Source organism: Prosthecobacter sp. (genome assembly GCF_044226605.1).
In the GTDB taxonomy this organism is placed as follows: Bacteria; Verrucomicrobiota; Verrucomicrobiia; order Verrucomicrobiales; family Verrucomicrobiaceae; genus Prosthecobacter.
The window spans coordinates 278,410-300,030 of the sequence record NZ_JBGAGS010000006.1; the positions used below are offsets into that span (position 1 = coordinate 278,410).

The 21,621-nt window shown below is 60.9% G+C and carries 14 protein-coding genes; 2 read left to right on the forward strand and 12 right to left on the reverse strand.

All coding sequences use genetic code 11. The annotated features are described in order from the left end of the window. The first annotated feature begins 20 nt into the window (after positions 1 to 20). A complete protein-coding gene (locus ACILSO_RS10165) occupies positions 21 to 1,922 on the forward strand; it encodes an alpha/beta hydrolase family protein (protein WP_395737283.1) in 1,902 nt (633 codons plus the stop codon). A gap of 2 nt (positions 1,923 to 1,924) precedes the next feature. Here ACILSO_RS10165 and ACILSO_RS10170 read toward each other — a convergent pair whose 3' ends face one another. After that, a complete protein-coding gene (locus ACILSO_RS10170; protein ID WP_395737284.1) occupies positions 1,925 to 3,361 on the reverse strand; it encodes a Gfo/Idh/MocA family protein in 1,437 nt (478 codons plus the stop codon). A gap of 116 nt (positions 3,362 to 3,477) precedes the next feature. On the opposite strand from ACILSO_RS10170, the gene ACILSO_RS10175 reads away from it, so the two are divergent. Continuing rightward, a complete protein-coding gene (locus ACILSO_RS10175) occupies positions 3,478 to 6,201 on the forward strand; it encodes a PQQ-binding-like beta-propeller repeat protein (RefSeq protein WP_395737285.1) in 2,724 nt (907 codons plus the stop codon). A 2-nt stretch (positions 6,202 to 6,203) separates the two neighbouring features. On the opposite strand, the gene ACILSO_RS10180 is transcribed toward ACILSO_RS10175, so the two are convergent. The 11 genes from ACILSO_RS10180 to ACILSO_RS10230 form a co-directional block, all read right to left on the reverse strand. After that, positions 6,204 to 7,334 carry a lactonase family protein gene (locus tag ACILSO_RS10180; protein ID WP_395737286.1) on the reverse strand — a complete coding sequence of 377 codons (1,131 nt, stop codon included), beginning with the start codon at positions 7,332 to 7,334 and terminating at the stop codon, positions 6,204 to 6,206. 15 nt (positions 7,335 to 7,349) lie between these two features. Beyond that, the gene (locus tag ACILSO_RS10185) at positions 7,350 to 8,735 is read right to left on the reverse strand and encodes a DUF1501 domain-containing protein (RefSeq protein ID WP_395737287.1); all 1,386 of its coding nucleotides are present in this window, start codon (positions 8,733 to 8,735) and stop codon (positions 7,350 to 7,352) included. Between the two features lie 16 nt (positions 8,736 to 8,751). Further along, positions 8,752 to 10,563, reverse strand: coding sequence for a DUF1549 and DUF1553 domain-containing protein (locus ACILSO_RS10190; protein ID WP_395737288.1), 1,812 nt, complete (start codon positions 10,561 to 10,563; stop codon positions 8,752 to 8,754). A gap of 48 nt (positions 10,564 to 10,611) precedes the next feature. After that, positions 10,612 to 12,093, reverse strand: a complete 1,482-nt coding sequence (locus ACILSO_RS10195; RefSeq protein WP_395737289.1) for a DUF1501 domain-containing protein — start codon at positions 12,091 to 12,093, stop codon at positions 10,612 to 10,614. 4 nt (positions 12,094 to 12,097) lie between these two features. Beyond that, positions 12,098 to 13,435, reverse strand: coding sequence for a DUF1501 domain-containing protein (locus ACILSO_RS10200; protein ID WP_395737290.1), 1,338 nt, complete (start codon positions 13,433 to 13,435; stop codon positions 12,098 to 12,100). Positions 13,436 to 13,496: 61 nt separating this feature from the next. Continuing rightward, the gene (locus ACILSO_RS10205) at positions 13,497 to 15,602 is read right to left on the reverse strand and encodes a PSD1 and planctomycete cytochrome C domain-containing protein (RefSeq protein WP_395737291.1); all 2,106 of its coding nucleotides are present in this window, start codon (positions 15,600 to 15,602) and stop codon (positions 13,497 to 13,499) included. 12 nt (positions 15,603 to 15,614) lie between these two features. Continuing rightward, complete coding sequence (locus ACILSO_RS10210) at positions 15,615 to 16,652, reverse strand: alkaline phosphatase D family protein (RefSeq protein WP_395737292.1); 1,038 nt, start codon at positions 16,650 to 16,652, stop codon at positions 15,615 to 15,617. Further along, positions 16,649 to 17,656: a Gfo/Idh/MocA family protein gene (locus tag ACILSO_RS10215; RefSeq protein WP_395737293.1), complete on the reverse strand. Its 1,008-nt coding sequence runs from the start codon at positions 17,654 to 17,656 to the stop codon at positions 16,649 to 16,651. Before ACILSO_RS10215 ends, ACILSO_RS10210 begins: the two co-directional genes overlap by 4 nt. 37 nt (positions 17,657 to 17,693) lie before the next feature. Continuing rightward, a complete protein-coding gene (locus tag ACILSO_RS10220; RefSeq protein ID WP_395737294.1) occupies positions 17,694 to 18,938 on the reverse strand; it encodes a hypothetical protein in 1,245 nt (414 codons plus the stop codon). Between the two features lie 21 nt (positions 18,939 to 18,959). Continuing rightward, a complete protein-coding gene (locus ACILSO_RS10225; protein WP_395737295.1) occupies positions 18,960 to 20,141 on the reverse strand; it encodes a sialidase family protein in 1,182 nt (393 codons plus the stop codon). 76 nt (positions 20,142 to 20,217) lie between these two features. Further along, a complete protein-coding gene (locus ACILSO_RS10230; RefSeq protein WP_395737296.1) occupies positions 20,218 to 21,621 on the reverse strand; it encodes a DUF1501 domain-containing protein in 1,404 nt (467 codons plus the stop codon).

Below are 21,621 nucleotides of genomic sequence, written 5' to 3' on the forward strand. Positions count from 1 at the left end.
TGGCGGCGTACTGGAGGCTGATGAAACCGACCTTCATTCTTCTTTTGGGAGCGCTGAGCCTGCCGCTGTGGGCGGAAAAGCCGGCACCAGCGGCACCGACTGGACTCGAAGCCCTGCTTCAACATCCCATTCTTCCGGCGAATCTTTTCATTGCCGAAGTGCAGGACTATTGTGAGGCAAAGGTGCCGCGCATGCCCGAGGTGACGACCCTGGAGAAATGGCAGACCATTGAGAGCCAGATGCGCCGCGACGTGCTGGAAACGATTGTTTTTCGAGGTGCTCTGGCGCGGCAGTGGCGCGATGCAAAGACGAAAGTCGAATGGTTTGACACAATCGAGGGCGGAGAGGGATACCACATCAAGAAGCTGCGCTATGAAGCGCTGCCGGGCCTGTGGATACCTGCGCTGCTGTATCAGCCGGACAAGCCTGCGGCGAAGATGCCCGTCTACCTCGCGGTGAACGGACATGATGGCAACGGCAAGGCCGCGCCGTACAAGCAGATCCGCTGCATCAACCTGGCGAAGCGCGGCATCGCGAGCCTGAACGTGGAATGGCTGGGGATGGGCCAGCTTCGCACGGATGGTTTTGTGCACACCCGGATGAACCAGCTTGACCTTTGCGGTGTGAGCGGCCTCGCGCCATTTTATCTGGCCATGTCTCGAGCGCTGGACGTCCTGCTGGCTCTGCCGGGGGCGGACGTTTCCCGCGTGGCTGTGAGCGGGCTCTCAGGTGGTGGCTGGCAGACGATCATCATCAGTTCGCTGGATCCACGGGTGACGCTGTGCAATCCCGTGGCAGGTTACTCGAGCTTTCGCACGCGCGCGCAGTTCCCCACGGATCTCGGTGATTCGGAACAGACGCCGAATGATCTGGCCACGGTGGCGGATTACACGCACCTCACTGCGATGCTGGGAGGACGCGCGGCGCTGCTGACCTTTAATGCGAAGGACAACTGCTGCTTTGCGTCTGACCATGCGCTGCAGCCGCTGCTGGATGCGGCCATGCCCATTTTCAAGCTGCACGGACATACCGAACGCCTGCGCTCCCATGAGAACTTTGATCCGGGCACGCACAATTACGAGATCGACAACCGGCAGGCTTTTTACCGCATGATCGGCGACACTTTCTTTGCCAATGACGCGAGCTTCAACCCAACGGAAATCCCCTGTGAGAAGGAGGTGAAGGAGAAGGCGGAGCTCGACGTGCCGCTGCCCGCGGACAATCTGGATGTGCATCAACTGGCTCTGGCAGCGGGGAAGGATCTACCGCGTGATCCCGCGAAGGCGACTCGTGAGAGGCTGGGTGAGATCGTGAAATATAAAGACTTCACCGCCGCCGCAACGCAGGCCGGGGAGGTGACACGGGATGGCACGAAGGCTGTGTTTTGGAAGCTGCGCCTGAGCGACACCTGGACGGTGCCGGTGGCTGAACTCACACGTGGTGATGCGAAGGGGACGACGATCGTCATTGCCGACCAAGGACGCAAAGGCGCTGCCAAGGACATTGAGACTTTGCTTGCCTCCGGCCAGCGTGTGCTGGCGATGGATCCGTTTGCTTTTGGTGAACTGACGGCGGGTGGCCGCACCTACCTGTATGCGTTACTGGTGGCCACTGTGGGTGATCGCGCTCTTGGCATTGAGGCAGGGCAGGTCGCCGCGGTCTCACGGTGGGGCGCTGAGCAGTTTGGCAGCAAAGCTGCGGTGCAAACCATCGGCACACGCAGCAGCCTTGCGGCACTCGTAGCCCGGGCGATGGAGCCAAAGCAGGTGGGCGAGCTGCTGCCTTCCGAACACATCGAAAGCCTGCACGGCATCCTGCTCAACAACTGGACCGTCGCCGACAAGCCGGAGATGTTTTGCTTCGGACTGCTGGAGTCCTTTGATGTGCCGCAGTTGAAGTCGCTGGCGCAAAAGCAGGACTGAGGTCAGATCTCAGACTCTTTGGGCAGCAGGAAGGGCGCGCGGTATTCTCGACCGAGCAGCGCATTGGCAGCGGCGTTGTCGAGGAAGGATTCCTTGCCGCCATCGACGCGGAGGTGCTGGCCGAGGGTGAGCTTGGTCTTGTCGAGATCGACACCGGCATCGCTGAGGTAGTGGCGGGTGCGCTCGAGCGTCTCCTGGACGTCGTCATGGACTTTGATTTCGGCGAGACTTTTTGAGATGTCGTTGACCGAGGTCTGCGCGCCGAGGCGGTAGGAGATGTTGGCGATGTGGCAGAGGGCGCTGCTTTGATGGCCTTCCTCGATCTCGGCCTTGAGATCGCCCTGCTTGCGGCTGCGCACGGCGCTGAGGAAATTGGCGAAATGGTTCTCGGACTTTCCTTCGAAGGCGCGGACGAGATTGCCCTTGGGGTCATAGAGGTTGGTGTCGGCGATGATGCCTTCGCCGCCGTAGAAGAACCACATGGACTTGATGGCGGGATGGAAGGGGGCGGATTTCAGGCCGCGCGTTTCGGAGATGATTGTTTTGTCGCCGAAATCGAAGATGCCGACCTGGGAGTTTGGTGTTTCCGCGACATCGGTGTAACCGAGACGACCGCCGTAGCTCAGCACGCTGCGGCCCAGGCCGGAGACGCCGAGGCCCCAGCGGCAGATGTCGAGCGAGTGCACGTTGTTGTTGCCGATCTCGCCGCTGCCGGTGTTCCAGAACCAGTGCCAGTCGTAGTGGAACTTGGGGCGATTCAGTTTTGGCATGGCCGCAGGCCCGGCCCATAGATTGTAGTCACAGCGCGGAGGCATCTCGCACTCGGCAGGTCCGCCGATGGAGCCGCGGCCGCCGTAGATGATGCTTTTGGCGAACTTCACTTCACCAAGCTTGCCTTCGCGCATGTATTTCACCGCTTCTGCCAGAGGGCCGCGGGCGCGGTTTTGGGTGCCGCCCTGGCAGATGCGTCCCAGCTTGCGCGCCGCCTGAACCATGCGGCGGCCTTCGACGACATTGTGGCTGACCGGCTTTTCCACGTACACATCCTTGCCTGCCTGCATGGCCCAGATGGCTGAAAGCGAGTGCCAGTGATTTGGCGATGCGATGAAGACGACGTCCACGGATTTGTACTCCAGCACCTTCCGCAGGTCCTGCTCCTTCTTCGGCATCGGGCGCTTGGCCTGCACAAGGATTTCGGCCACCTCGTCCGCGCGGTCCAGATCAGGATCGCAGACATAGGCCACATCGCATTCGGGAATTCTCACCAACTCTTTGGCATGGGCCTTGCCGCGAATGCCGCAGCCTATGATGGCTGCGGTGATCTTTTCATTGGCACTGACCAGTTTTGAATCTGCGGAAAAAAGAGGTGCAGGCAGGCTCACGGCTGCGGCGGCCATGAGGGAGTCTTCGAAAAAGCGACGGCGGGTGAGATTGTGCATCGTGGGAGAGGCATACGGAAAAAATGCAGCTGGCTTGCTGCTTCCTGAAATGATCTGCCCCCACGAAGATGAGATCTCACTGCGAGTTCCAGCTGCAGCCTCCGTATTCACCGGTCATGAATCGGTTTTTTGCCCTCGCCACTTTCGTTTTTGCCCTGAATGCGTCCGCCGAAGACTGGCCGCAGTTCATGTTCAACTCGGCGCACTCCGGCAACGCGGCGGAACGTGATATCGATGCGGATAAACTACGCCTCCAAGGCGGACTTTCGATGACCGATGGCATCTACACCTCGCCGGTGGTCGCGGGTGGCAAAGTGTGTGTCGTTGATGGCTCAGGCCATGTGGCCTGTTTTGATGCCGCCACGCTCAAAGAGGTGTGGCATTTTCAAAGCAAAGGCGGGAAACAAAACGTGAACAACGTGAGCTCGCCGGCCATCGTGGGCCAGCACCTGCACTTCGGGACTACGGCGGGCATTTATTACGTGCTGGATCTCGCGACGGGCTCGGTGGTGAAAGAGATCGACTGCGGCGAGCCGATTTTCAGCACTCCCGTCATCGGCAAAGACCGAGTTTATTTCGCCACGCTAGGCGCCAAGGTGTATGCGATCACAAACAAGGGCGAAGTACAATGGCAGTGGGATTTCGTGAAGAAGGTCGTAGGTTTCGACGGCAACCGCTGGAGTGGCGAGGAGTGGGCGAAATTTTGTGAGAAGCGCATGCTCGCCACACTCAAACCCGGCACCAAACCCACCTCCAGTGACGGACGGGTGACGTGGAAGGATCACTTCGTTTGCTCGCGCGACATCTGTCTGATCAAGGGCAACACGGTCGTCATACCCGCGGGAGGACGCACTCTTTTTATCGAAGACACCGGCGCTGCGCCAAAGCTGAAAGCCACGGGCGAGATTCCTGAGTGGTCGGGAAAGGAGTTTCCGGCGACCTTTGGCCAGAGTGCGGATGATGATGGCAACGTGTATGTGCAGTGGCATCGCCGTGACAATGCGGGGCGCGTGGACATCATGCGCCTGGAAGGTGACACGCTCAAAACTGGCGAGTTTGTATCAGGAACCGACACCAACATCCGCATGGACGGCCTGCTGAGCTTTGCGCCCGTGGCTGTGCGTGGGAAGGATGTTTACCGGGTGCGTCCGGAAAGTGGACGCGGGCTCATGCGGCACCGACTGGACAGCAAGGAAGACAAGGGCGAAGTGCTGACGATGGGGGGATACATCGCTCCGCCGGTGATCCTCAAGAATCATGTCGTTGTCGGCGATCTCAATGGCTCGCTGCACATTGAGCCCATCGCTGAGCATCTTACGCGTGCCAGCTCCATCGGAGCATCTGCCGCGCCTATCTCAGCCCCGGTTGCCGTGGCCGATGGACGGATCTATGTGCCCAGCGAGGATGGGCGGGTCTATGTCTATGGGCCCGGAAATGCAGACTATCTGCGGGGTGATCGCGATGACATCGCCAAAATTCGCAGTCCGCTCAGCGGCAAGCTGGCGGCCACCGCGTATGATTGGTACACGAACTACGGCAACTTCGCGGGGCAGAACTCGAACAACCAGGGCATCGCGCCACCGCTGCGCATGCGCTGGGCGCGGCGCCTCGAAGGCACGGTGAAGCATCTGCCTGTGTGCGGAGGAGGGCGTCTCTACACGCATACCGCGGAGGGGCAGATCATCGCGTGTGAGCAGGACACCGGGCGGCTGCTTTGGCGGAAATGGTGGCCGGATGTTTACCTATCCTTCACGTCCCCGCTCTACATCGATGGCAAGCTCCTGGTTCCTCAGGCAGGAATGACTAAATCCTTCGTTCGCTGTCTGGATGCAACGACGGGTAGGATGTTGTGGGAGGCTCCCTTCACCGGCTCGCCAAGCTGGAGCCGGCAGTTTCCGCCGGTCGTCGCCGGCAAAATCGCGATCTACGCGAGTGGCACTGGCGACTACGCGCCGCAGGGCAGCGAGAAGCCATGGACCTTTGGGGGACCGCCCGTCAAAGCCGATGATGGACGTGACGTGATGAGCTTCATTTATTCCAATGACAATCCGTATTACCCGACGAACCACCACCCGCGCGTGTGGGCCTGGGATCTCGACACGGGCAAAGTTGTCTGGGAAAAAGATTTTTCTGATCAAGGCCGCGGCGGCAACGATTGCGGCATCTGCATTCTCGACGGCAAGCTTTATTACTCCGTGTTCTTCGGCTACGACGCCGACCAGCGCGCGCGCCGCGGCCAGCCTGTGGGCAACAACGGCCTGACGGTCTGCATTGATCCGAAGTCCGGCAAAATACTCTGGCAGACCAATGAGTACTACGTGACCGCCAAGTGCACGCTCAGCGCACGGGATGGCAAGCTCTACCTCGGCGGCTACAACAAGGCGAACGCAGGCACCGAAGACCGCTTTGTCTGGTGCCTGGATGCGAACACGGGCAAACTCGTGTGGAAATCTGACGCGGTCACCTCGGCGCTGAACGTGGTCAGCGTGGGCGAAAAATTCATCTTCTCCAATGCGCTGCGTGGCAAGGGAAACATCTTTGACCGCAATACGGGCAAGGTGGCCTACAGCATCCTCACAAACTACGCCTGCTGCCGGTTCACGCTGAGCGAACCGTATGTGCTCGGAGCGAACATGGACATGATCGACCTTTCGCAAGAGGGCAAACTCGTCTCCACCGGCCCGGCGATCGATTCACGTGAGTGTCTCGGCGCCGTGGTGAGCAATGGGCGCATTTTCTACACTTCGCAGGCCAGTGGTTTTGTCGTATCGCAGACGTATGGGCCGGAATCCAAGGAACTGCCGCCTGCGTGGGAGGTGCGGGCTTCTGCCACGAAATGAGGTTACTTCACCCAGCGAATGCAGGAAGGCATTGGCATCTCAACGGGAGCGCCCGTTGAGGTGATCTTTCCGCTCGTGGCATCGATGCGAAACACGATGACACTGTTTCCAGGCATGTTGGCGCAGAGCAGCCACTTGCCATCTGGGCTGATGAGCAGATTTTGTGGTCCTTTGCCGAGGCTGGGGTCGATGGAGAGGAGTGTGAGCTTGCCGTCCGCACCAATGCGATACGACGCGATGCTGTCGTGACCGCGATTGGTGCCGTAGAGGAAGCTGCCATCGGGGGTGATTTTCAAATCAGCCGTATAGCTCTTGCCTGTGAAATCACCAGGAAGCGTGGAAATGGTCTGGCGCTCGGTGAGTGTACCGGTGACGGCGGCGTAATCAAAACAGGTCACCGTGTTTGCCAGTTCGTTGATCACATACACATGCTTACCACTCGGATGGAAGGTGATGTGGCGTGGGCCGGATGCGGGCTGCATCTTCACGAAGGGCTGAGCCTCGTTTGGCGTCAGTTTGGATGTGTCCTTATCGAGCTGATAAACGAGGATTTTGTCGATACCCAGATCAGCAGCGAGGGCGAAGCGATTGTCCGGACTGAAGACGATGCTGTGTGCATTCGGTCCCTTTTGGCGCACGGGGTCGGTCCCCGAACCGCTGTGCTGCACGAACGACGCAGCCTCGCCCAGCGAACCGTCCTCCTTCACAGGCAGTGACGCCACACTTCCAGACGCATAGTTCGCCACCACGACCGTCTTTCCCGTGGCATCGACATCGAGGTAGCACGAGGCCGTTCCACGTGCCGACTGCTGGTTCAGGCGCTTCAGCTGACCCGAGTTGCGATCAAGAGCGTAGGCCGCCACGAACTCATCGTCCGCACCACCAAATTTCTCGGCATTGATCGCATAGAGGAAACGTTGATCGGGCGAGAATGCGAGGAAGAACGGATTCTGAATGTCCGTGGTGCGGTGCAGCGGCTGCAAGGCTCCGGTCTTTGGGTCGAAACCGAAAGCATGAATGCCAGCTTTGTCTCCTGATGCGAAAGCGGAGACAAATACCCGAGGCTCGGCACCGAAGAGCGCCAGGGAGCCCGTGCAAAGAGCGGTGAGAAGAAATGACGTGGAATGGCGCATGATCGATTAGTGGATTTACGAGATGATCCCGCGCACGACATCTCCGTACACATCAGTGAGGCGGAAATCTCGTCCGGCATAACGGTAGGTGAGCTGCTCGTGATCGAGGCCGAGCTGATGGAGAATGGTGGCGTGGAGATCGTGCACGTGGACTTTGTTTTCCTCGGCGTTCATGCCGAGCTCGTCGGAGGTGCCGTAGGCGAGGCCGCCTTTGATGCCGCCACCGGCGAGGAGGGTGCTGAAGGCGGTATGGTGGTGATCGCGGCCGCGGCGCATGGGATCGACCTGCTTGTTTTTATCCAAGGTTTCCTGCGAGTAGGGCGTGCGGCCAAACTCGCCGGTCCAGACAACGAGCGTGTCATCGAGCAGACCGCGCTGCTTGAGATCGCTGATAAGTGCGGCGGAGGCGCGGTCGCTGTCGGCGCAGAGCTTGGGGTGGTTCTTATAGTGGTCGCTGTGCGTGTCCCAGGGCTGGTTGCTGCTGCTGGTGTAGTAGACGCTGATGTAGCGCACACCGGACTCGGCGAGGCGGCGGGCGAGGAGGCAGGAGCGGCCAAAGGGTGTGTCGCCGTACATCTCGCGCATCTTCGCGGGCTCGCGGCTGATGTCGAAGGCATCGCTGGCGGCGCTCTGCATGCGGTAGGCGGTTTCCATGGCCTTGATCTGACCTTCCAGCGCGAGGTCGTTTTCGCGCTTCACAGCGTGCAGATGGTTGAGCTTTTGAATGAGGTCGATCTGCCTGCGCTGCTGCGCAGGGGGCAAAACGGAGTTGCGCACGTTGGCCACCAGTTTGTCCACGCTCATGTCGGAGGTGATGACACCGGTGGCCTGGTACTCGGCGGGCAGGAAGGAATTGCTCCACAAGGCGGGGCCCACGACGATGTTGGGCGTGGGGCGCAGCACGACGAAGCCGGGGAGGTTTTCATTCTCGCTGCCCAGGCCATACAGCACCCAGGAGCCGAGCGAGGGGCGGATGGGCTGGATGTTCCCCGTGTTCATCATGAGCAGCGCGGGCTCATGGTTCGGCACATTGGTGTGCATGGAGCGGATGACGCAGCAGTCATCGATGATGCTGCCCAGCGCGGGCAGGCTCTCGCTCACCTCGATGCCGCTCTGTCCACATTTGTGAAACTGCAGCGGCGAGGACATGAAGCCGCTCGTTTTGGGCGCGCGGTAGAGTTTTCCCGAAGGCTGCTGACCCTCATATTTCTTCAGCGCGGGCTTGGGATCAAAGGTGTCGATGTGCGAGGGCGCACCGTTCATGAAAAGGAAGATCACCCGCTTGGCCTTCGGGGTGACCTGCTGCTTCACAGCGGCCTGCGCCTGGGTGCCCAGCATGCTTGCGAGGCCGATGGCCCCAAAGCCTGCGGAGAGGCGGTGCAGGGCGTCGCGCCGAGTCATGTGAGAAGGATGGGGGTCAGTCCACATAGAGCATTTCATTGGTGGCCAGCAGAGCCTGGGCGAACTGCTCCCAAGCGGTAAGCCCCGCTTCGGCGGGCTGCTGCAAAAACTCCTGCGCCAAGGCGAGCTCCTCCGCGGCGGGCTCGCGCGCATACAACAACGCGTAGGCCTGGCGGATGCGCGCGGCATCATCGCCGCCGCCCTGCTGCAGGCGGCGTGCAAGCGCCTTCGACTGCTCGATGACGAAGGGACTGTTCATCACAAAGAGCTTCTGCGTGGGCGTGGTGCTGGTGCTGCGACGGGCGGCATGCACATTGGCATCCGGGTAGTCAAAGAGCATGAGCGTCTTGTTCAGCTCGCGGCGGCTCACCTGGGAGTAGATGGTGCGCTTGCGGTGTGCGGGCGCGTCGAGATTTTGCGAAGTGCCGCCTTCCCTGCTCAGCGTGCCCGCCGTGGCCAGGATGGCATCGCGCCAGGACTCGATGCCCAGCGGGCGGCGGTTCATGCGCCAGAGGTGGTCGTTCGCTTCATCAAGCTGCGCATTGGCCGCGCTGCCGCTGCTGCTCTGGCGATACGTGGAAGAGAGCATCAGTTCGCGCAGCAGGCGCTTCACGGACCAACCGTTCTGCACAAAACGCAGCGCCAGATCATCGAGCAGCTCGGGATGCGTGGGCTTGTCTCCCGTGGCGCCGAAGTTGCTCGCGGTGCGCACCAGCGGCCGGCCAAAGACGAGGTCCCACAGGCGGTTCACCATCACGCGGGCGGTCAGCGTATTGGCAGGATCGGCGATCTTGCGCGCGAGCTCAGCACGGCCGCTGCCCTGGAGAAACTTCTCCGGCTCGCCCTTGCTGAGCACCTGCAGCCAGCCACGCGGCGCGGCGGCGCCCGGCGTCTCCACATCGCCACGCTCATACACGGGCAGGTCGTGAGGATTCATGTCGCGCACGATGTGCAGCGTGCCGGGGTCCATCTTGTCGGCCAGTGTCTTGCCGTCCTCGTCCTTGCCATCGGGACGCAGGTTCACCATCTGCATGGAGGCAAACACACCCGCCATGGCGTAGTAATCACGCGCGGTGATGGGATCGAACTTGTGATCGTGACAGCGCGCGCAGGCCACGGTGAGACCGAGGAAGGTCTGCGACACAGTGTCCACCTGCTCCGACCATTCCTCCGCCTGCACATCCAGCCGGCCGCGCGCGTAGAGCTTGTGCCCGAGGCCGAGGAAGCCCAGCGCGGCGAGATCGGCCTTGTTCTGAGGGTCGAGCAAATCCGCCGCGAGCTGCTTCTGCACAAAGACATCGTAGGGCATGTCGGCATTGAACGCGGCGATGACCCAGTCGCGGTAGCGCCAGGCATTCGGATAGGCAAAGGAGGAGTTGTTGCCCACCTGATGCGCCTGATCCTCCGCATAGCGCGCCAGGTTCAGCCACAGCGCCGCCATGCGCTCGCCAAAGGCGCGGCGGGAAAGCAGACCGTCCACAAGGCGCGCGTAGGCATCCGGGCGGGAGTCATTTACAAAGGCCTGCACTTCATCCGGCGTTGGCGGCAGGCCGGTGATGTCAAAGGTGGCGCGGCGGATGAGAGTGCGCGCATCGGCCTCGCGTGTGGGTGTTAGCTCCGCAGCCTCCATGCTGGCGAGGATGAAGTGGTCCACACGCTCACGCGGCCATGCGGTGTCTCTCACTTTCGGCAGCGCCTGCTGCCTGGGTGGCACGAAGGACCAGTGCTGGCGCGCCTGGGCCCAGTCAATAGCCACAGGCTTGGCCGCCTGCGTGCTGACGCAGAGCAGGAGCAGGGTGGCAGTGAGATGGAGCGGGGCGTTTGGCACCCGGACAATACGCCGGCAGAAGCCCCGTTTTACGCCCGATAATCATCGCTAAGCGATGAGCCCCTTCACGACCTTGGCGGGGTTGACTCCAGTGAGACGGAAGTCGAGGCCCTGGAAGCGGTAGCTGAGCTTGTTGTGATCGAGCCCAAAGAGGTTGAGAATGGTGGCGTGGAAATCGTGGATGGAGACGGGATCACGTGCGACGTGCCAGGCGAAGTCGTCTGTCTCGCCATAGACCTGGCCGCCCTTGATGCCCCCGCCGGCCATCCAGAGGCTGAAGGCGTAGGGATGGTGATCGCGACCGGTGACCTTCTTGAAGCCCTTGCGATTCTCGCCGAGAGCGGTGCGGCCAAATTCACTGCCCCAGACGACGAGGGTGGTGTCGAGCAGGCCGCGCTGCTTGAGGTCTTTTAATAATGCCGCGATGGGCTGATCGACCATCTGGCAATTGTGCGCGAGCTGGGGATCGAGCGAGCTATGATGATCCCACGAGGCGTGGATGATATTTACGAAACGGACACCGCGCTCCACCATGCGGCGGGCATTGAGGCAATGGCGTGAGAAGGTCTGGAAATTGCCGATGCCGCCGAGGTTGCTCTTGATGGGAGGCTCGATGCGGTTCACGCCGTAGGCGTCGAGCGTGGCCTGGGATTCGCCTTTGAGATCGACCAGCTCAGGCGCGGCGCTCTGCATGCGAAAGGCGAGCTCGTAGCTGCTGATGCGTGCGGCGATCTCGGGATCGCCGATGTGCTTGTGCTGGAGGCGGTTGAGATCGTTCAGCGCACGAATGCTGGCGGACTGCATCTGCGGCGTGATGCCGTCTGGGTTGTCCAAATTCAAAACGGGTGAGGCACCATTGCGGAACATCACGCCAGAATACGAAGAAGGCAGGAAGCCGCTGGACCAGGTGGAGCTGCCGCCAGGAAGACCGCGGCCCTTGCTGACCATGACGACATAGGAAGGCAGATCCTGCGAAAGATTCCCCAGGCCATAGGTGACCCACGAACCCACGCTGGGGCGGCCGAGGCGGGACTCGCCGCAGTTCAGCATGAGCTGACCGGGGAGGTGATTGAACTGATTGGTGTGCATGGAGCGCACCAGGGCGATGTCGTCCGCACAGGTGGCGATGTGAGGCAGGAGATCGCTGATTTCCATGCCACACCGGCCGTGCTTTTTGAAGACGCGGCTGGTGCCCATGACGGTGGCGCTTTCCTTCTGCAGGAAGGCGAATTTGGCATTTCCCACGATGGAGTCGGGCAGCGGCTGACCATCGTATTTGTTGAGCAGGGGCTTGGGATCGAAGAGATCCATCTGTGATGGGCCGCCCTCAAGAAAGATGAAGATGCAGCGCTCCGCCTTCGGCGCAAAGTGGGACATGCGCGTGGCGAGCGGACTGGCCGGAAGGGTGGCCTCAGATGCAAGGAGGCCGTCTTGTTTCAACAATGAAGCGAGGGCGAGGGTGCCGAGGCCGCAGGAACTGGTGGCGAGGAAATCGCGGCGGGTCTGGGTGATGAGTTCCTGAGGAGACATGGGGTCAGGCCAGCTCTTTGATCGACTGGAATTCGTTATCCACGAGGTAATGTGGGCGGCCGGAGAAATCCGACACCGTGCTGGTGTGCGGGTTGATGCCGAGATTGTTGTAGAGGGTGGCGAAGATCTCCTGGAAATGCACGGGGCGGTCCGCAGCCTCGGCGCCGAGCCGGTCCGTGGCACCGATGACCTGGCCATTCCGCATGCCGCCGCCGGCAAGAAGGGCACAGGACACAGCGGGCCAGTGATCACGCCCGCCTTTGTCATTGACGCGTGGTGTGCGCCCAAACTCGCCCCAGGCAAGAACCGTCACATCCTTGTCCATGCCACGCTCATGGAGATCCTCAACGAGAGCTGAGATCGCCTGATCAAAGTCGGGCAGGTTTTCCTGGGCGTTTTTGAAATTCTGACCGTGCCAGTCCCAGAAACTGTAGCTGAGAGTGACCACGCGCACACCGGCCTCGACGAGACGGCGGGCGAGCAGGAACTGCTCATTAAGACGCGGCGCGGCATCGCCCTGGATTTTGGCGGTGCCTTTGCCGTAACGCTCGCGGATTTTTGGAGACTCCTTGGAGAGGTCGAGGGCATCGACCAATTGTGAGGAGGTGAGGATGCCGTAGGCCTGCTGCCGGAAGACATCGATGCCAGCCATGGTGCCGGAGGCATCGGTCTCGCGGCGGAAGGTGTCGAAGGCGGAGAGCAGCCCGCGACGGTCATCCAGGCGCTCCAGCGTGACGCCATTGAGGGACATGTCTTCTTTGCCGCGCTCCAGTGGCATGAAGGGCGCGTGCGCCACGCCGAGGAAACTTGGACGCCCCTGATTGTAGGGCGTGTGCTTCATCTGCTGCGAAAGATTCACATAACCGGGAACGGTGGGAGCGCCTCCTTTGAGCTTTGACACCACGCTGCCGATCTCCGGCCAGCCGCCGGGAGGTGCGTTGTTGCTGAGGCGGCCGGTGACGCACTGAAAGCTTTCGTGCCGGTCCTTGGCCCCCACCACACTGCGAATGAAGGTGAGCTTGTCGGCCATCTTTGCCATGCGCGGCAGGTGCTCGCTGATCTGGATGCCGGGCACATTGGTGGCGATGGGCTTGAAGGGGCCGCGCACCTCCGAAGGCGCGTTCATTTTAAGGTCATACATGTCCTGATGCGGCGGACCGCCGGGCAGATACACCAAGATGAGCGCCTTCTGAGATTTTCCGCGTCCGAGCTCTGACTCTGCGCGCAGGAGTCCGGGCAGGCTGAGTCCGCCCAGGCCCAGGCCGCCGATGCGCAAGAAGGAGCGGCGCGAAAGGCCATCGCAACAACGCGCAGACGACTGATGAGAGAAGAGAGTGAGCATGGGTCCAGTCTAAACGGAGGGAGAGCGAAATGTTTTGCGGCGGCGAGGCGATGGCATGGAGCTATTCACGATTGATGAACTCATCCAGGTTCATGAGCACCCGGGCGACGGTGACCAGGGTGGCGGCCTCGACTGGATCTTTCACGGATAGACCACCGAGGGTCTGGAGAGCCAAAGCGCCGCCTGTTTTTACGGAGGCTTTTTGCTCCGCGTGGAAGGCGGTGAGACGCTGAAGCTCCTCTGCACGAGGGGCACGGTTGAGCGTGAGCGCGAAGAGGTGCTTCAAGCGGGAGGTGGTGTCCGGGGGAGATTCAGAGAAGGCCCGGAGGGCAAGCGAGCGGGCCGCCTCGACAAAGACGCCGTCATTCATCATGGTGAGAGCCTGCAACGGGGTATTGCTGCGCTCGCGGCGCACGCAAGCGTCTGCGGCGTCTGGAGAATCGAATGTGGTGAGCGTCGGATAGAGCACACTGCGTAGCGTGATGATGTAGAGGCTGCGGCGGTAGATTTCGTCTCCCGGGCTGGCTTTCCAGTTGGAAGAACGGCCGACGTCGAAAACATCCTCCGGCAGCGGAGGGCGGAAGCTTGGGCCGCCGATGGTGTGCTTGAGCAAACCGCTGACAGCGAGGGCGGAGTCGCGCAGGATTTCGGCATCGAGGCGGATGCGGTTCTGTCGGGAGTGGAGGCAGTTGAGAGGATCGATTTCGAGGATGTCTTCGCGATGCGCGGAGGACTGGCGGTAGGTGTGGCTCATGACGATGAGCTTGATGAGCTGCTTGCGGCTCCAGCCTTTGCGCATGAACTCGGAGGCGAGCCAGTCGAGAAGCTCGGGATGCGAAGGGGACTCGCCGGCGGTGCCGAAGTCATCCGGCGTGCGGACGAGGCCGAAACCAAAGAGCTTGCTCCAGATGTGATTCACGGCGACGCGGCTGGTGAGCGGATGCTGCGGGGAAACGAGCCAGCGTGCGAGATCGAGACGCCCGGGTTCGGGGGACACCGGCTTTGCCATGGAAGGGAGAGCGGAAAGGCTGGCGGGAGTGACATCCGGGCCACGGCGGGTGTAGTCGCCGGCCATGTGCACATAGGTCTGGCGGCGTTGCTTGGTCACCTCCGCCAGAGACTGGGCCTTGGTCTCCGGCGCGTCACGGTCTTCGGTGTTATTGAAGAACGCGTAGAAGCCGTAGTAGTCACGGATGGTAATGGGGTCGTACTTATGCGTGTGGCATTGCGCGCAGCCAACGGTGAGGCCCATCCAGACACGGCCGGTGGTATTCACGCGGTCGACGAGGTTCTGGTAGCGGGCCTCCTCCTTGTCCACACCGGCCTCGGTGTTCAGCGCGGCATTGCGATGGAAGCCGGTGGCGGTGAGCTGTTCAGGAGAGGGAGCTGGCAGCATATCCCCGGCGATCTGCTCGATGGTGAACTGATCGAAAGGGAGGTCGGAATTGAAGGAACGGATGACCCAGTCGCGATAGAGATAAGCATTGGGGCGGAGGCCATCGCCAAGGAAGCCGTTGGAGTCGGCGTAGCGCGCCATGTCCAGCCAGTGGCGGGCCCAGCGCTCTCCAAATGCAGGCGAAGAGAGGAGGCGTTCCACAATCTGCTCGTAGGTTTTGTCCGACCAGTGGGAGAGAACCGAAAGGTCTGAGGGTGTGGGCGGCAGGCCGGTGAGATCGAGGTAGATGCGACGCAGCAGCGTGATGGGAGTGGCAGCGGGCGCAGGCTGAAGATCGTGCATTCGCAAGCGGGCCTCGACAAAGGCATCGATGGGACTGGCGCTGCTGGATGCGGGAACGGGCGGACATGTGATGGGCTCGAAAGCCCAGTGGTTCTGATATTCGGCGCCTTCCGCAATCCAGCGGCGGAGGAGATTGCGCTCCACTTTGGTGAGCTGCTTGGGAGACGAGGGAGGTGGCATCACATCCGCGGGATCCGTGTGCGTGATGCGTTTCCAGAGTTCGCTGGCCTCGGGCTTGCCGGGCTTGATGGCAGACTTCACGGCTTCGGCACGGACATCGAGCCGCAGATCGGCTTCGCGCTTGTCCTCGTCGGGGCCGTGGCAGGCGTAGCACTTCGCGGCAAGGATGGGGCGGATGTCGCGATTGAATTCCACCCGCGTCTCCTTGGCAAAGACGCCGCAGGTGGCTGAGAGCAGGAATGGAATCACGAGACGCATGCGCTAGGTCACTTTGAGATCCTTGAACGCGACCGTGTGTGCGATCTTCGGTTCATTTGCCTCGCCGAAGATCTTGGCGGTGATCGTATGGGCAGCCCAGTCGATGTGCAGATGGCCTACGTTTGGGAGGTGGTAGGTCTGCGGCACACAGCGGAGCTTGTTCGGCGTGGGAGAGCCGCGCGGGTGCTTCTGCGTCATGGAACTGGAGGTGAAATCGATCACGCCGTTGTAGGAAAACTCGCACCAGTGGCGGTCACCGCTCAAGATGACTGCGGTCTGTCCTTGCAGGAGCTTGAGCAGGCGCTGCTGCTCATGCGGCATGTTGGCCCAGCATTCGCCACCATGTGCCTCAGGGGCAAACTGGATGCTGGAAACAATGAGGCGGAGATCTGCGGGCTGCTGGAGCACCTGCTCAAGCCAGGCCCACTGAGCGGCACCGAGCATGGTGGTGGAGGTATCGTCCGTGGGCACGCAGGAGCCGCCGAGCATGGCCTTGTCTTTGGAGACCTTTTTGAGCGGGCTGCGGAAGTAGCGGGTGTCCAGCATGACCACCTGCACACGCTTGCCGGCCGGGCCGAAAGTCTGCACATGATAAACGCCCTCCTGCTGGCGGCGCGGAGAGGCGGCGGATTCATCCAGCCAGTTCCAGAACTCCACCTGTGCCTCGTTTTTATGCGGATAGCTGCCACCGCCGTCATTCTCACCGAAATCATGATCGTCCCAGGTGGCGAGCATGGGCTTGTTCTGCAGTCCTTTAAAAAAGCGGCTGTTTTTGAGGAGGGCGTACTTTTCCTGCATCATGGGGATGCCGCCTTTGTCCGCATAGACGTTGTCTCCCATGAAGATGAAGAGATCGCGCGGCAGTGTGAGTGTGCGATCCAGCATGGGGTGCTCGTGCGTGTCGAGGCAGGAGCCGAAGACGATGTCCTGCAATGGGGCCTCATCCGCTGCATGCGCGGTGATCAAACCCAGAGCGGGAAGGCCTGCCAGAAAGCGTCTGCGGCTGTTGAAGCCGGACTGCGAAGACTGGGAAGAACTCATGGCACCAGTTTAGCAGCGTCTTCCTTAGCCTTTGCCAGCACATCGGCCAACGCCACGGGTTTGCCGCCCTGGCGCAGGCTTTCATCGGCTGCCTCCATGAAGGTGAAGATCTCAATGGTCTCGGCTTCACTCACGGGAGGTTCGCCAGTGCGGAAGAACTTGCCGATCTGACGGCAGAGCGCTTCGTAGCTCACGGTCTTGCCACCTTGCTGGACGCTTTTGCTGCCATAGACCGTGGCGCCGAACTCTGCCTTGCCCTTTACAATGCCGCGGTAGGTGCCAATGCGGCCATCCTTCCACGTGCCAGTGGCCTGATCGCCGGAGACGCCCTTTGTGCGGGAGACGGTTTCACAGCCGGTGCCCATGAGCATGAAGAGGGACTCGATGCCATGAATGGCGTAGAAAAACAGGTCTGGAGTGCCGCTCTGGTAGGAGCAGGGCCCCCAGGTGGTGACGCCAAGGATGTCGCCGACTTCAGCGTTGCCTTTCAAAGGAACAAGGTCGGGACTGAATCGTGAAGAGGAACTCGACCAGGTTTTGACATTGTGTTTCTTTGCGAGCTCAAACAGCGCGATAGCTTCAGGCAGCGTGCCTGCGAGGGGCTTGTCGATATAGACGAGCTTGCCGGATTTAAACACCTCCCGCGCCTCCTTGAGATGGATGCGGCCATCCACGCTCTCAATCAGGACGACATCCACTTTTTCGAGCAGCTTCGGAATGGAGTCCACAATCTCCACACCCATGCCGCGCACCTGCTCGGTGAACTTGGCCACGCGGTCTTTGCTGGCGGGCATGTCGGTGCCGCCGGGATAGCCTGCCACCACCTTGATGCCCGCGAGATCGCCATCGGCCTTGGGGTTGTTGAAGAGCTTGGTGAACGCCGGCACATGCGAGGTATCGAGGCCGATGATGCCAGCCCGAAGAGGCTTGAGCGTGTCTTGCGCAAATGTGGAGCCTGCGGTGCAGACAAGGAATGCCAGGGCGAGAAAGAGAGCGTGTTTCATTGTGAGTGACATTAACGTTGTTAAGGCGCGGGACCGATCAGGTGAGAAGCCCCTGAATGTCGATCAGGTGAAGCTGGCGGCCTTTTCCCTCCTGCGGGGCGTCGATGCAGACCCAGCGCTCGTCACGGCTGGAGCGAGGGTGATTGTCCACGCGCCACTCACCGGTGTATTCCCGTGGGGAGTGGAATTCGCCGAGGTCGATGCGCTTGTTGGTGGCGATGTGGTAGAGATGCGGGGTCTGAATGCGACGGACACCTTTGGGATAAGTGTCGTTCAAGATCCACTCGTTGCGATGCAGGTAGGTGAGGTGGCCGCCGCTGTCGAGCACGCCATGGCCGATCTCTTCGATGATGCCGCTATCCTTGTCCGCAAAAAGGAAGTCGCCCCACTCCTTGTTGCCGAGCCAGTCCTTGGCCTGGGAGAGGATGTGGGTGGCATCCCGCCAGATGAAGTGGGAGGCGTAGCCATTGGGGATGACAATGCGGAGATCGCTGCCGTCCATGTTTGCCGTGATGAGACGTGTGAGGTGGCCGTTCTTCGGCTGCGTCCAGCGGTGGAGCATGATGAAGCGTTTGCCATCCGGACTGACGAGGAGGTGGTAGGCGTGGTGTTTGGAATCGGGGAGATTGTTAATGATCTCTCCGGTCTTCGCGAGTGTCTCGTGCGAGACGATGAGCTTTGAGGCTCCCGTTTCGAGATTGACGTGAGTCACGCCGCTGACAGCGGGGGCCATTTCGTCAAAGAACCGATCTTTGATACCGGCATAGCCGTAGCCGGGACGGCAGTCGGCAACGCGGGCGAAGTCGCAGCTCACGGCTTCTTTGCCATTTGGAGCTAATGCGTAAATGGGACTGGGAAGGGTATGCTTTTCGCCGGTTTTGACATCGAGGATGTGGCTGACGAACTGTTCCTTCTCACGGTCGTTCCAGATGATTTTGGACTCGGTGCCGGGGATCCATTGCAGCATGCAGCCCTGCTGCCAGCACCAGGCGCGGGTCTTGCCGAGGGGAATCCATTTGTCGTTGTCCTGGAGATCGACCATGCCGACTTCGATCTCGTCTTCAGCCACAGGCGAGCGATGCTCAAAGCTGACCTTGTTGCTGAGCACGAAGCGGTTGTCTGGAGAGAACTGGAGCTTGTCGTAGTACCCGAACCAATGGAAGCCGGGACCTTTGGTGATGACACGAACGGGCGGGTACTTCGGAGCCTCCTGCGCGCGCGCAGCGAGAGAACCGAGAGCGAAGGTGGAGAGAAACTGACGACGGGTGGGCGAGGAAGTCATGTCCTGAAAAGGGAATGGAGGCTATTTAGCGGCCTTGGCATCGAGCTCCGAGAGCTTGAAGCGCACGCTGACGATGTAAGGCGATTCGCCCTCCGTCCAATGGCCGTAGGTGGTGGTGACGATGGTGCCGTCAGGGAGAACTTCGATGCCGGGGTAGGTGCAGTCGGCGCCCTTGGTATTGTCCATGATGCGGACGCGATACTGGCCTTCGGTGCCATTGACGATGTCTTCGTATCTGCCCACCCAGCCAACCCAGTCGCCTTTGGTCGTGCTGACGTGGGTCGTATCGCGGAAGCTGATGAAGAGGCGGCCATCGGGCGTGTATTTGGCCACGTGACGGTCTCCGGTGAGCGCGGCCGGCAGTTCCTTGGGCTCGGTCCAGGTCTGCCCTTCATCGTTGGAGAAGATGACGTAGGAGTTGTACTTGCGGGAGTTTTCGCGAAGCAGGACGGCGATCTGTTTGCCATCTGGCGAACGAAGCGCACCGGGCTCGCAGAGGCTGGCGTCTGGCAGCATGGCGATGGGCGTGGGAGCGCTCCAGGTAAGGCCGCCGTCCTTGGAGAGCGTGGTGTAAACCCAGAAGCGCCAGGCCTTGGCGGGAGCGCCACGGATGTAGCGGCCATCATCGTGAAAGAAGGCGAGGTAATGACCTGGAGTTTTGAGATCGATCACTGTGCCCATGGCGACGATACCGCCGAAGTTGCCGATGGGAGCCAGTTCGCTCCAATTTGCGCCATCATCTTCGGTCACCGCCATGCGGATGGGATGAAGGCCGCTGAACATGATGATGCGCTTTTTGCCGGCAGCATCCACCACACGGTGAAGCGTGGGCACCTCCAGGGAGGTTTCCCATGACTTGGGCGTGGGCAGGCGGTCGCTCCAGGTCAGGCCGGTGTCTGTGCTGCGCTTGTAAACGATGGGGCCGCGGCCGTGGCCTTTGGGATAGACGATGAGCATCGTCTTGTTGTCTTCGAGCAGAAAGGTGGTGGGGTGGCCGAGGTACTGACCCTTTTCCTGGTCCACGATGACCTGGCGTTGCTTCTCACCACTGATGTCCACCACCGGAATCGTGTAGCCGGGCGCGAGCTTGGTTTTAAGGTTCTTAGGCGGAGCCAGTGTGACGTCTTTCTTTTGCAGGCCATTTTGCGCGAAGGCGGAAGCAAACAGAAGAGGGACGACTATGATAAGGGGCCGAAAGTGCATGGTGAAGCAAACGGACCACCGGCCGAAGGCTTTGCAAAGGAATGAGGCTGGTGAAGGCGGATGACCACTTGCCTCCTCACGCCCCCAGCAGCTTGGTCATAGGGTGCCCCTCATTCTGGTCGATGCGCTCAGGGCGGCCTTTGTGATTGTAGACGAGCCGGGTGTGATCAATCCCCATCAAATAGAGAATGGTCGAGTGGATGTCATGCACATGCAGACGGTCTTCGACGGCGTAGAGGCCGAGTTCATCGGTGGCACCGTAGGTCTGGCCGCCTTTAACGCCGCCGCCCGCCATCCACATGGTGAAGCCGGTGGGATTGTGGTCGCGGCCGTCGCCCTGCTCGCTCATGGGAGTGCGGCCAAATTCGCCGCCCCAGATGACGAGGGTTTCATCGAGAAGACCGCGCGCCTTCAAATCAGCGAGCAGGCCTGCGATGGGGCGGTCAACAGCATTGCAGAGCTTGGAGTGATTGACCTCGATGCCCTTGTGGCTGTCCCACTTGCTGCCAGCGCCGCTGTAGAGCTGGATGAAGCGCACGCCGCTTTCCACGAGACGACGGGCGAGGAGGCAGTTGCGGCCATAGACGGCGGTCGCCTCATTGTCCATGCCGTAGAGCTTTTTGGTGGCCTCGGTCTCCTTGCTGAGATCCACGGCCTGAGGCGCCTCGGCCTGCATCTTGTACGCGAGTTCATAACCCCGAATGCGGGCATCCAGTTCGGTGTTGCTGGCACGTGTGGCGCCGTAGTCGCGGTTCAAAGCGCCAAGAAGATCGAGCTTTTCACGCTGGCGTTTGCGGTCCACGCCTTTGGGATTGTCGAGATATTTGATCGGCACGCCGTCGGAGTTGAACTCGACGCCCTGATACACAGCGGGCATGAAGCCGTTGCCCCAGTTGCGCACGCCATTGACCACGGTGGCCTCACTGTCCTTGATGACGACAAAGCCGGGGAGGTTTTGATTTTCGGTGCCGAGGCCGTAGGATGCCCAGGCGCCGAGGGAGGGGCGTCCGCCGAAGACGGAGCCGGTGTTCATGGAGCACACACCCCCGGCATGATTGATGCCGCTGGAGGCGCAGGAATGAATGACAGCGAGGTCATCCGCATGCTGCGCCACGTTTTGAAACCAGTCGGAGATCCACAGGCCGCCCTGACCGTACTGCTTCCAGGTGCGTTTGCACTCCAGCAGCGGGGACTTGGTCTCGCCCATGGCGGTGATAGGCGGCTTGAAACTCGCGGGCAACGACTGCCCGGCAAGCTTGTTCAGGAGGGGCTTGTAATCAAAGGTGTCGAGATGGCTGGGTCCACCCTCCATGAAGAGGAAGATGACGCTTTTGGCCTTGGCGATGCGCTGCGGCAGCGGAGAGGCTGCCGCGGTTTGCTGCCCCATCAATCCGGCCAATGCCACGGCACCAAAGCCGCAGCCGGCGGTTTGCAGAAACTCTCGGCGCGTGCTGGGAATGTCGAATCGGTTGCAGGTCAT